Source organism: Thermorhabdus hydrogeniformans (assembly GCF_049310025.1).
GTDB lineage: Bacteria > Bacillota > Thermosediminibacteria > Thermosediminibacterales > Tepidanaerobacteraceae > JBJYKD01.
On sequence record NZ_JBJYKD010000033.1, the window covers coordinates 18,869 to 30,974 of the forward strand.

Sequence of the window (12,106 nt, forward strand, 5' to 3'; positions counted from 1 at the left end):
ACAGGACAGAATAAACCCTGACATCCGGAAAAGCGATTTTCATATCTTCGATTTTATATGCCCGTATGGGTCTACCTCGAAGATACTTCTGGGTTTAGGGAGGAGATTTTCATATTTTCTTTTTCTCAGACGCCCCAGGCTGCGGCCGTGTTAGCGGGGCTGCTGGCCGCGGCGGTTTGTTACCATTTGAACGGCAGGGCGTTGAAGGCCTTCGGGGAAGAGGCGGTCACGTACGCTGCACCCGTGTTCGAGGAACTGCTCAAGACGGGATTTGCGCTGGCACTGGGAGGCGGGGTTTTTTTGTCTCACCTAACCTTCGGGGCTGTGGAGGCGGCTTACGACCTCTACAAAAACCGGGGCGCCCCGGCCTGCCGGGCGGGTATTGCCGGATTTGTAAGCCACGGTGTTTTCGGGGCCGTAACCGGGTATTGCATAAAGTATTTTAACAACCCCCTGCCCGGCTTGATTGTGTCGATTCTCATCCACATGGGCTGGAACTACACAGTAATGAATTTTAATAAATTGTTTTAAAGGCCGCTTAAGAGCCGTGTTTTTAAAATATCGCCGTTCAGACTCACAATACCTATAAAATCAATAAAAATCATCAAAATAAGCCCGTATTCGAGTGATGTTCAGCTTGATAAATTTGTAAAAGAGTGATATATTGAATACACCAAATAAAATTATTATCATTTAACCCTTATTCAATTAAAAAATTAACCTGACTATGTCCACTGGGGGAGCAGGTATGCTGAGAAAGCAAGGGAAAGCCCTTGCTGACCCTTTAAACCTGATCTAGGTAATGCTAGCGCAGGGAAGTGGCAAGATTAGCCGTAACTTTGCGTTACGGCTTTTTCATCTACTCTCCGGACATAGTCAATCCACTATGGGCCGGAGAGGAGGTGATTTATTTGGATTACCTTATCGGCGTATTTAAAGACCTGACCGAACTCACTCCCGTCACCCTTTCGGTACTGGCGGCCATTGTCTTGACGGCGGTGCTGCTTATGGTGGTGGGTCCCAGGGCGCGTTTCAACTCCAGGGCTATAGTCTATGGAGGGCTCTGCACGGCCATAGCCTTTGTGTTATCCTATATCAGGCTCTATCACTGGCCTCAGGGAGGGTCCATAACGCCCGCCAGCATGCTGCCGATGTTTGTCTACGCCTATATATTCGGGCCTGCGGCGGGGATAGCGGCGGGGGCGGTTTACGGCATCCTGCAGCTCATTCAGGACCCCTTCATAGTCCACCCGGTGCAGGTGCTGCTGGACTACGTCATAGCCTTTGCAGCCATGGGTCTTGCGGGCTTCTGCAGGAACAACATAAGTCTGGGCGTGCTGCTGGGAGGTTTTGGCCGCTTCTTTTCCAGCTTTCTTTCAGGCGTCATTTTCTTCGCTTCCTATGCGCCGGAGAATATGAGCCCCGTTGTTTACTCCATACTGGTTAACGGCCTGGTTATCGGGACCGACAGCCTGATCTGCTTTGTCGTATCCCTTCTGCCCCAGGTCCGGGCCCTGGTGGAAAGACTGAAGCGGGGCACCATGACACAGGCGAGTGAGCAAGCTTGAAATCCATGCCGGTTCCCGGTCGAAGCATTCACGGCGGAAAAAGGGAAATAGCCAGAATATGAATTTTAAAATTGTTACCATTTTTGGTGCGCCGCTCTGCCGGCGCGTTTTTGTTCGGCCGGCGTAATATTGTGCGGGTGCAGGAATGAATATCACATTAAATGTGATAATATATTACAGTAAGCGTGATATTAGCAGGAGGTGTAACGCGCGCCCGGTGGATTGTTTCCCCGCGGTGGCCCGCTGGCCAAAGAAAACCTGGTATGACGGGAGGAGTTTATTAATTCACTTATCAATCGCCTTTCCGGAGGGCATAGCATCATGCCGGCCGGCCCTCGCGCGGACGGATTTTTTAAATTTGTTGATACGGCCTTATAATTGGGGTATAATAATAAAGTCGGCCCATGCTTTTAACAGGGCTTTTCGGTATTTGTCAGAATATTTATAAATCAACTTTTTTTCAAGACGGGAGTGTATGATGATAGATGTAGTTAAGTTTTCGGAAGAAATACCTGAATTTAACAGGCTTGTCAGGGATCTGAACAGAGGGCTGTCCAATTTACTCGCATACGGTGTTTCCGATTCCCAGAGGGCTTTTTTGATTTCTGCGTTAAAAAAGAAGACGGGCGCCCAGATCCTGGTTGTCACCGCCGACTCTCTGGAGGCGAAAAAGATTTCCGACGATCTGACCTTTTTCCTGGGGCCCGACGAGGTGGCCGTTTTCCCGGCCAGCTCGGTTATACCCTATGAGACCGCCGCCAGAAGCCTGGAGTTCACCGCCCAGAGGCTAAAGGTTGTGGAAATGCTTCTTTCAGGCAAATCCGCAGTCGTGGTGGCCCCCCTGCAGGCTCTAACAAGCAAGCTGGTGTTGCCGGAAAAAGTTAAAAATTTCACAATTCACTTTAAAGTTGGGGAACGGGCCCCTCTGGAAGACGTGATATTGAAGCTGGCGGCCATGGGATACGAGAGGGTGGACATGATAGAGGGCAGGGGGCAGTTCGCCGTGCGGGGAGGCATACTGGACATTTACCCCCTGACCAGAGAATTCCCGTATCGCCTGGAATTTTTCGACGATGAGGTGGATTCCATCCGGGAGTTTTCTCCGGAGGACCAGCGTTCCACAAATAAACTGGAAGAAATATCCATAGGCCCCGCCCGTGAAGTCATATACGATGCCGAGACCGCCAGGAGAGCGGCGGTGCTCATCGCGGGAGAACTCAAACAGAGAAAAGACGTGCTTTACTCCCTCGGCCGTGAGGATCTGGCGGAACACCTTTCCGAAAAGGTGCGGGAACACATAGAGAAACTTTCCGCCGGCCTTTTTTTCGAGTCGGCGGAGCTTTACATCTCCCACCTTTATCCGGAGCTTTCCACCATCATGGACTACTTCAAAAAGAATTTTATCACCGTGCTGGTGGAGCCGGGGAGGATCCGGGAGGCGCAAAATAACGCGGCCTTTGAAGCCGAAGAAACCTTCAAGGGTCTTCTGGAAAGAGGGGAAATCCTGGCCTCTCAGGCAAGTATCTATTACAGCCCCTTTGAAATCGTGGAAAAACTGAACGGTGGAAAAACGGTCTACATGTCCGTGCTCCCCAAGATTCACCCCGATTTTGAACCGCGGGCTCTTTACTCCTTCCAGTTCCGAACCATGACTCCCTTCTACGGCAAGCTGGACCTCCTGGTGGACGAAATCACCCGCCTCAAGAAGAGAAAATACCGGGTGGCGGTGCTTTCGGGCACCAGGGAGCGGGGTGAGCACCTGGCCAGGGCCCTTAAAGAAAAGGAAATTGAGGTGAGTGTGGCCGGAGAGGGGTTTATGGAATTCCTGCCGGGCCAGGCGGTCATAATTCCCGGTACCCTGGAAAAGGGATTCGAAGCCCCAGAAATAAAATTTGCCGTGATTTCCGACACCGAGATCTACGGCAGGCCAAAAAAACAGCAGCCCCGCCCGAAGACTGCCGTCAGGGGCAAGAGAATAACCGGCTTTCAGGAACTCAACATCGGCGACTACGTGGTCCATGCGGCCCACGGCATAGGGAAATATCTGGGCGTGGTCTCGCTGGAAGTGGGGGGCCACATCAAGGACTATTTCGCCATCGGTTACGCAGGCGGGGATAAGCTGTACGTGCCCACGGATCAGGTGGATCTAATCCAGAAATATATAGGCGCCGAAGACAAACCTCCGAAGCTGAGCAAACTGGGCAGCAGCGAGTGGAATAAGGCAAAGAACAGGGTAAAAGACTCGGTCAGGGAGATGGCCAGAGAACTCCTGGAGCTTTACGCAGCCCGGCAGGCTGTGAAGGGTTTTGCCTTTTCAAAGGACACCCCCTGGCAAAAAGAATTTGAGGACATGTTTCCCTATGAGGAGACGCCCGACCAGCTCATCGCCATCGAAGAGGTGAAAAGGGATATGGAGAGCGACAGGCCCATGGACCGGCTGCTCTGCGGGGACGTGGGCTACGGCAAGACGGAGGTGGCCATGCGGGCGGCCTTCAAGGCGGTGATGGACGCAAAGCAGGTGGCGGTGCTGGTGCCCACCACCATACTGGCGGAGCAGCATTACCACACCTTTTCCGAGAGGTTTGCACCATTTCCGGTAAAGGTGGAGGTCATAAGCCGGTTCAAATCCCCGGCGGAACAGAAAGAAATCTTGAAAAGGTTAAAGGCGGGAGAAATAGACATAATCATAGGTACTCACCGGCTCCTGCAGAAAGACGTGAAGTTTAAAGACCTGGGGCTTCTGGTGGTGGACGAAGAGCAAAGGTTCGGGGTATCCCACAAGGAAAAGATAAAACAGCTCAAGAAAAACGTGGATGTGCTGACCCTAACCGCCACTCCGATACCACGGACGCTGCACATGGCCATGAGCGGTGTGCGGGACATGAGCATCATAGAGACGCCGCCGGAAAACCGGTTTCCCATTCAGACCTACGTGGTGGAGCACAATGAATCCCTCATAAGGGACGCCATTCTCCGGGAACTGTCCCGGGGAGGTCAGGTTTATTACGTATACAACAGGGTCGAGACCATCCACGAAGAGGCCCGAAACCTCCAGAACCTGGTGCCCGAGGCCCGGATAGCGGTGGCCCACGGCCAGATGAAGGAGGACGAGCTGGAAGAGGTGATGCTTAATTTTTACGACCACAACTACGATGTGCTGGTGTGTACCACCATTATTGAAACCGGCCTGGATATTCCCAATGTGAATACCCTCATAGTCACCTCCGCCGACAGGCTGGGACTTGCCCAGCTTTACCAGCTGCGGGGGCGGGTGGGCCGGGGAAGCCGCCAGGCTTTCGCCTACATGACCTATAAAAAAGACAAGGTGCTGAGCGAAGCTGCAGAAAAGCGCCTCTCAGCCATCCGGGAGTTCACCGAATTCGGTGCGGGATTTAAAATAGCCATGCGAGACCTGGAGATCCGGGGGGCCGGCAATCTTCTGGGTACCGAACAGCACGGCCACATGATGGCGGTGGGATACGACCTTTACTGCAAGCTGCTGGCCGCGGCGGTGAAAGAGCTAAAAGGAGAAAAAGAAGAAGAGGAGATTCAGCCGGTCATTGAGCTTGCCGTCAGCGCATATATTTCCGATAAATACATCCAGAACGCTGCCCACAAGATGGAGATTTACCGCCGCATAGCCGCCGTTGAAACCATAGAAGAGGCCAACGACCTGGAGGATGAGGTGGAAGACCGCTTTGGAGACATACCCGAGCCCACCAGGAACCTAATAGAGATCGCGCGGATTAAGGTTCTGGCCAGAAGGCTGAGGATTTCCGGCATCATCCAGCAGGGAGATGTCATCAACTTTAAATTTCAAAATTCCGATGCTCTGACGCCCGAGATGATTTTCCGGCTGAGCGCGGTTTTCCAGAAGCAGGTGACCTTTTCCGGTGCTGCAGCCCCATCCTTTACCTTAAAGACCAGAGGGCTGGAAGGCTTCAAACTGCTCTTGCGCATAGAGAAAATACTGAATGAAATGAAGACTATGCAGGAATCCTGCAGTGTAGTATAATATAAAGAATGAAATAATCGCGGGGAGGATTTTAATGAACATTCGGTTGAAGATCACAGGATTATTTGCGGCGGTATTGATACTGGTGGGCGGCTGCGGCATCATACAAAAGACCGCCGGTGAAGGGAGGATTATCGACGACAAGGAGGTCGTGGCTTCCGTCAATGGCGAATACATCCTGAAGTCGGACTTTGAGGAACAGGTCCTGCAGGTTAAAAAAATCCTTGAGGCCAACGGCCAGGATTTTACCACTCAGGAAGGTAAAAAAAACCTGCAGGACATCAGGAAAAAAGTCCTGGACAGCATGATAAAAGATGTGCTGGCCCTCCAGCAGGCTGAAAAGCAGAACGTGACTTTAAAGCAGGGTGAACTGCAGGAAGCCATCAGCCAGATAGAAACCTATCACGGCGGTAAAGAGGCCCTGGACAATTACCTGAAGGAACAGGGAATGGACAGGAAAAAATTCGAGAACATTGTAAAGCAGCAGCTGTTAATCCAGAATTTGAAGGAAAAATTGACGGGGGATATAAAGGTTACTGACGACGAAGTTAAGAAGTACTACAATGACAACAGAGACAGCTTCAAACTGCCCTCTCCGGAAATAAGGGCGAGTCATATACTCCTTCCCACCGAAGAAGAGGCAAAAAAGGTGCTTTCAGAGCTTAAAGCCGGCGCCGATTTTGCGGAGCTTGCCCGGAAGTATTCCACTGATCCCGGAACGAAGGACAAAGGCGGGGACCTGGGTTATTTCGGCAAGGGTCAGATGGTGCCGGAATTCGAAAAGGCGGCATTTTCTTTGAAGCCGGGCGAGGTAAGCGATGTGGTTAAAACCAAGTACGGTTACCACATAATAAAGGTTACCGGTGAAAGGACTTCGCTTGCTTTTGAGGATGTGAAAGATTACATTAAAAGCAACCTGGAAGCTGCAGAAAAAGATGATAAATTCAACAAGTACATGGAACAGTGGCAAAAACAATCCAGGATAGTAAAGTTCATTTAGCGCTTCTACACTTTCCCTCCAATGAATAGAACAGGTTAATGCGATATATACTATATGTGAAATCAAAATCCAGATCAAAGGAGGGATACTGGTGAAGGCAACAGGAATTGTACGGCGCATCGATGATCTGGGACGAGTCGTTATTCCCAAAGAAATACGACGGACTCTCAGAATTCGCGAGGGCGACCCTCTTGAAATATTTACGGATAGGGAAGGAGAAGTAATCCTTAAAAAATATTCTCCCATAGGGGAACTGGGAGACTTTGCCAGGGAGTATGCCGATTCACTGCACGCATCGGTGAACCATATTACATGTATAGCAGACAGGGATGCAATCATAGCCGTATCAGGGGCGCCGAAAAAGGAATATCTGGATAAACCCATAAGCCCCGCGCTGGAAAAAATTATGGATGAACGCAGGACCGTTTTGATAAGCAAGACCAGTGAAAAGGATTACGTAAAGATTACGATGGACGAGGAAGACGGCAAGATCAAATACTCTAGCCAGGTGATAGTGCCCATCATAGCGGAGGGGGACCCCATAGGGGCGGTCATCCTCCTTTCAAAGGAGCCGAACGTCACCATGGGTGAACTGGAGGTCAAGGTGGCCGAGACGGCGGCGGGTTTCCTGGCGAAGCAGATGGAACAGTAGAGGAAAAATCAATAAAGTAAAAAATGCGGATTATTTAGGATAGACTTCATAGCGGCCCTATGGATGTTCTATCCTTTGATTTTTTATTTGCCGGAGGCTGGGAGTTTGCCAGGGCAATGCCAGCCCTGGCTCCCATTTTGAATGAAATAAAGCGGCGAAGATTGGAATTCTGTAATGAATATCCGGTTTTTACGCCTTTGGCCCGGCAGCCAGCACTTCCGGTGCTATGCCGGAGAATTTGCCTATGTTTTTTGCAAAACTTGAGGCAAGTTTCCTCGCGGTCTCGTCGTAGGCGTTTTTGTCCTGCCATGTATTCCTGGGGTTTAGAATGTTTTCGGGCACATCGGGGCATGTTTTGGGTATCATCAACCCGAAAATCGGGTCCCGCTCATAGGATACATTCTCCAGTTCGCCGTTCAGCGCCGCCTTTATCATGGCCCGGGTGTATTTGAGATCCATGCGCCTGCCCACTCCGTAAGGACCGCCGGTCCAGCCGGTGTTCACCAGGAACACTCCGGCGCTGTGCTTTTGTATCTTTTCTCCCAGCAGTCCGGCGTAGACCATGGGTGAAAGGGGCAGGAAGGGAGCTCCGAAGCAGGAGGAGAAGGTGGCCTGGGGCTCGGTTATTCCCCTTTCGGTGCCGGCCAGCTTGCTGGTATAGCCGGATATGAAGTAGTACATGGCCTGTTCTTTGGAAAGCTTTGCTATAGGAGGCAGCACTCCGAAGGCGTCGGCCGTAAGGAAGACCACCGTTTTCGGATGGCCGCCCACGCCTGGAATGACCGCTCCGGGTATAAAGTCCACGGGGTACGCCGCCCGGGTGTTTTCGGTGATTTTGTCGCTGTCGTAATTCAGTTTCCTGGTTTCTTCGTCATAAACCACATTTTCGAGGACTGCGCCGAATTTTATGGCATTGTATATCTGAGGTTCTTTTTCTTCCGAAAGATTAATGCACTTGGCGTAGCACCCGCCCTCAAAGTTGAAGATGCCTTCGTCGGACCAGCCGTGCTCGTCGTCACCTATCAAGAATCTTTCGGGGTCCGCCGAAAGGGTGGTTTTGCCGGTGCCTGAAAGCCCGAAGAACAGCGCCGTGGATCTGTCCCGGCCCATGTTGGCGGAACAGTGCATTGAAAGGACTCCGGCCCTGGGCATGAGGTAGTTCATCACCGAAAATACGGATTTTTTAATCTCCCCGGCGTACTGGCTGCCGCCGATGATGACCAGTTTCTTCTCAAAGCTGATGATGATAAAGGCTTCCGAGGCCGTCCCGTCCATTTTAGGATCGGCCTTGAAACCGGGAGCGCAGATTACGGTGAATCCCGGTTCATGGGTTTTTAGTTCCTCTTCTGTAGGCCTTATAAAAAGCTGGTGGGCAAAGAGATTCTGGTATGCGTATTCGTTTATCACCCGGATGGGCAGCCGGAACCTGGGGTCGGCCCCCACAAAACCGTCGAAAACGAAGACTTCCCGGTTTTGCAGATAGGCTTTCAAGCGGTTAAGCAGGTTTTCGAATTTTTCCACCGGGAAGGGCTTGTTGTTGTCCCACCAGATGTCGTCATGTACCGAAGGCTCGTCTACTATGAATTTATCGTTAGGCGAACGCCCCGTATATTTTCCGGTGTAGACGTTAAATGCACCGCTTTCGGTCAGCACACCTTCTTTTCTCTTTAAAGCTTCTTCCACCAGGCGAGAAACCGGAAGATTTCTGTATACCTGTTTTAAATTTGAAAGACCTGCGATATCCATTTGCAACCCCCGCTTTTACGAATTTTATTTTAAAAAACATTATACTATATTTTTTCTACATAAACCAGCATTTTTTTAAAATTCGCCCGGAGAAATCAGAGAGAAAATTAAATGTTGCCGCTCTCCGGCAAATGGAATATAATTATTGACGGAATTTAAAAAGAAAGGCGGATTCCTTTTTGACGGAGAAAAAGAATTCCTTTCTAAAAGGCGCTTTGATTTTAACGGCGGCAGGCTTTGTGGTGAAAATCCTGGGAGCCGTTTACAGAATACCCCTGGCCATGATGATAAAGGATGAAGGGATGGGGCTGTATCAGATGGCCTACCCCATATATGTCACCCTTCTTTCCATTTCTACCGCCGGGCTGCCCACCGCCATATCAAAAATGGTGGCCGAGGATGTGGCCACCGGGAGATATAGAAACGCCTACCGGATTTTTATGGTATCCCTGGCAGTTCTTGCATCGGTGGGGCTTTTTTTGACCCTGCTCTTGGCGGGAACCGCGGAAATCCTGGCGGCAAGGGTACTGGGAAACCCCAAAGCCTTTTACCCGCTTGTCAGCATTGCTCCGGCCATTTTCTTCGTGTCCATTATGTCGACTTTTCGGGGCTTTTTCCAGGGCTTGCAGGATATGACGCCCTCCGCCGTCTCCCAGGTGGTGGAGCAGCTGGGGCGGGTCGTAGCGGTTTTTGTCCTGGCCACACTGCTTTTGCCGCGCGGGCTGGAATACGCCGCTGCGGGGGCCGCATTCGGCCCGGTGGTGGGGGCGGCGGCCGGTCTTATCCTTCTCGTGGCGGTCTATTTTAAAAGGCGAGGAGAAATATTCCGGCAGATACATACCGATACCGGCGGGCGCGTGGAAAACCCCCTGAGCATAATCTACCGCTTGTTTGCCTTTGCCATTCCCATAACTCTGGGAGGGCTTATCATACCTATCATGAACCTGGCCGATGCGGCCATCGTAAGCAGGAGGCTGCAGTATGCGGGTTTTTCAGTTACCCGGGCCACCGAACTTTACGGGCAGCTGACGGGGATGGCGGCGCCTTTAATCAATCTTCCGGCCATAGTAACCATATCCCTTTCGGCCAGCCTTGTGCCCGCCATCTCAGAGGCCGTGGCGCTGAAAAATGTGCGCCTGATGTCATCCCGGGCCGAAACCGGCGTAAGGATCAGCATAATCTTCGGTCTGCCTGCGGCGGTGGGCATGTTTGTGCTGGCGGAGCCCATATCGGTGCTCCTTTATAACAATCCCGAGGCGGGTGTACCGCTGGCGGTGCTTTCCTGGGGAGTCATATTTTTATCCCTCAACCAGACCACCACGGGCATACTTCAGGGGGCCGGCAAGACGTTCATTCCCGTGAGAAATCTCTTCTTAGGCGCGCTGGCCAAAATCTTCATCAATTACACCCTGACCGGCATGCCGCTGATAAATATCAAGGGGGCGGCCCTGGGTTCGGTGGCGGGATACATGATTTCGTCTTTGCTGAACTTCGGGTCGGTGATAAGGTGGACCGGCCTGGCCGTAGACATAAAATACATGATAATAAAGCCCGTGATGGCCACGCTATTGATGGGAGCCGCGGTGCGTTTCGCCTTTGGAGGCCTTATGGCTTACGGTCTCAGCCAGAACATGGCGACCCTTGTTTCCATAGTCTTTGGAGTCGCAGTTTACGGCATATCTTTACTGGTCATCGGCGGCGTAAAAAAAGACGACCTGGCCATTTTGCCGGGAGGTCGCAGCATAATAGTTTTTTTAAATAAATTTGGCAATTTCAGGAGGTAATGCCGGGTGGCTAAATACACCATGCAGGATTTAATAGACATTATGGCGGCTTTGCGGGGGGAAAACGGATGTCCGTGGGACAAAGCCCAGACCCACGAGTCGCTAAAACCCTTTTTACTAGAAGAGGCCTACGAAGTAATAGACGCCATCGACCGGGGCGACGCGAACGATCTTACGGAGGAACTGGGAGACCTTCTGCTGCAGATTGTTTTTCACAGCCGCCTGGCGGAAGAAAGAGGAGAGTTTGATATGGGGGATGTCATAGACGGCATTTGCGAAAAAATGATCCGCCGCCACCCCCATATCTTCGGAGACGTGAAAGTTGAAAACGCCGGCGAGGTGTTGAAAAACTGGGAGGATATAAAGCGGGAGGAAAAGGATATAAAGACTCAAGCCCAGAGCATGGCAAGTCTCCCCGCGACCTTTCCGGCTTTGATGCTGGCTTACAAGGTCCAGGAGAAGGCGGCCCGGGTGGGATTTGACTGGGCCGATGTTAAGGGCGCTATGGATAAGGTATTTGAGGAAATGGAGGAGCTCAAAGAGGTATATAAAGATAACAACTGTGACAAAATAAGAGAAGAAATGGGAGATTTGCTTTTTGCTGCCGTAAACGTGGCCAGGTTCCTGAAAGTGGACCCGGAGCTGGCGCTGAGGGATGCCACGAAAAAATTTATTCGGCGGTTCAACTACGTTGAACAGGCTGCCGCAAGATCCGACAGGGAATTACAGGATATGAGTCTGGAAGAGATGGATAAACTCTGGGAAGAAGGGAAGAAACAAGAAAAAAAGTTTTAAAATACCTTCGTACAAGAAGGATTTTGAAGACAGACGGAGAATAGTCTAAATATGTTAAAAATATAAAAGGTATAATTCAAAGGAGGGACATTTCTTGAACAAAGCGGATCTTATATCCATTATGGCCGAAAAAAGCGGTTTGACGAAGAAAGATACCGAAAAAGCTTTAAATGCGTTTGTCGAAACTGTGGAGGAAGCCCTGGCGAAAAGAGACAAGGTTCAGCTGGTTGGCTTCGGAACTTTCGAAGTCAGGGAAAGAAGCTCCAGAAAGGGTCGCAATCCTCAGACCGGTGAGGAAATCGATATTCCGGCTGCCAGCATTCCGGCTTTCAAGCCCGGTAAAGCGTTGAGAGACAATATTAATAAATAGGTATGCTGATTTGTTTGATACAGGTCGTTGCGACCTGTTTTTTTTATGCCCGGAATTATTTGCATTCTTATGTCGAATAATAAAAAAGGGACAAAACAAAAGTCCTGCGGTAAAAAGTCAAGTACCTAAAAATAACAAAATGGAAAATATTTAGCTCACTTTTTGTAAAAAAGACA

General features: G+C 50.7%; 9 protein-coding genes and 1 riboswitch. Of the genes, 8 read left to right on the forward strand and 1 reads right to left on the reverse strand.

Going from position 1 to position 12,106, the window contains the following annotated elements; translation table 11 throughout:
- Window positions 1–147 precede the first annotated feature (147 nt).
- From ACKX14_RS13345 to spoVT, 5 genes are all read left to right on the forward strand, one after another.
- Window positions 148–531, forward strand: coding sequence for a CPBP family glutamic-type intramembrane protease (locus ACKX14_RS13345; protein WP_422448446.1), 384 nt, complete (start codon window positions 148–150; stop codon window positions 529–531).
- 195 nt (window positions 532–726) lie between these two features.
- Window positions 727–834, forward strand: a riboswitch (TPP riboswitch).
- Between the two features lie 77 nt (window positions 835–911).
- On the forward strand, window positions 912–1,568 hold the full coding sequence (thiT, locus tag ACKX14_RS13350) for an energy-coupled thiamine transporter ThiT (RefSeq protein WP_422448448.1): 657 nt from the start codon (window positions 912–914) through the stop codon (window positions 1,566–1,568).
- Between the two features lie 478 nt (window positions 1,569–2,046).
- A complete protein-coding gene (gene mfd / locus ACKX14_RS13355) occupies window positions 2,047–5,583 on the forward strand; it encodes a transcription-repair coupling factor (RefSeq protein WP_422448450.1) in 3,537 nt (1,178 codons plus the stop codon).
- Window positions 5,584–5,617: 34 nt separating this feature from the next.
- On the forward strand, window positions 5,618–6,583 hold the full coding sequence (locus ACKX14_RS13360) for a peptidylprolyl isomerase (protein WP_422448452.1): 966 nt from the start codon (window positions 5,618–5,620) through the stop codon (window positions 6,581–6,583).
- 91 nt (window positions 6,584–6,674) lie between these two features.
- The gene (gene spoVT / locus ACKX14_RS13365; RefSeq protein ID WP_422448453.1) at window positions 6,675–7,235 is read left to right on the forward strand and encodes a stage V sporulation protein T; all 561 of its coding nucleotides are present in this window, start codon (window positions 6,675–6,677) and stop codon (window positions 7,233–7,235) included.
- Window positions 7,236–7,424: 189 nt separating this feature from the next.
- Here the strand turns inward: spoVT and pckA are convergent, their stop codons facing one another.
- On the reverse strand, window positions 7,425–8,981 hold the full coding sequence (gene pckA / locus ACKX14_RS13370) for a phosphoenolpyruvate carboxykinase (ATP) (protein WP_422448455.1): 1,557 nt from the start codon (window positions 8,979–8,981) through the stop codon (window positions 7,425–7,427).
- Between the two features lie 179 nt (window positions 8,982–9,160).
- On the opposite strand from pckA, the gene ACKX14_RS13375 reads away from it, so the two are divergent.
- From ACKX14_RS13375 to ACKX14_RS13385, 3 genes are all read left to right on the forward strand, one after another.
- The gene (locus tag ACKX14_RS13375) at window positions 9,161–10,765 is read left to right on the forward strand and encodes a putative polysaccharide biosynthesis protein (protein WP_422448456.1); all 1,605 of its coding nucleotides are present in this window, start codon (window positions 9,161–9,163) and stop codon (window positions 10,763–10,765) included.
- 6 nt (window positions 10,766–10,771) lie between these two features.
- Complete coding sequence (gene mazG / locus ACKX14_RS13380) at window positions 10,772–11,560, forward strand: nucleoside triphosphate pyrophosphohydrolase (protein ID WP_422448458.1); 789 nt, start codon at window positions 10,772–10,774, stop codon at window positions 11,558–11,560.
- Between the two features lie 94 nt (window positions 11,561–11,654).
- A complete protein-coding gene (locus ACKX14_RS13385) occupies window positions 11,655–11,930 on the forward strand; it encodes an HU family DNA-binding protein (protein WP_422448460.1) in 276 nt (91 codons plus the stop codon).
- Window positions 11,931–12,106 lie beyond the last annotated feature (176 nt).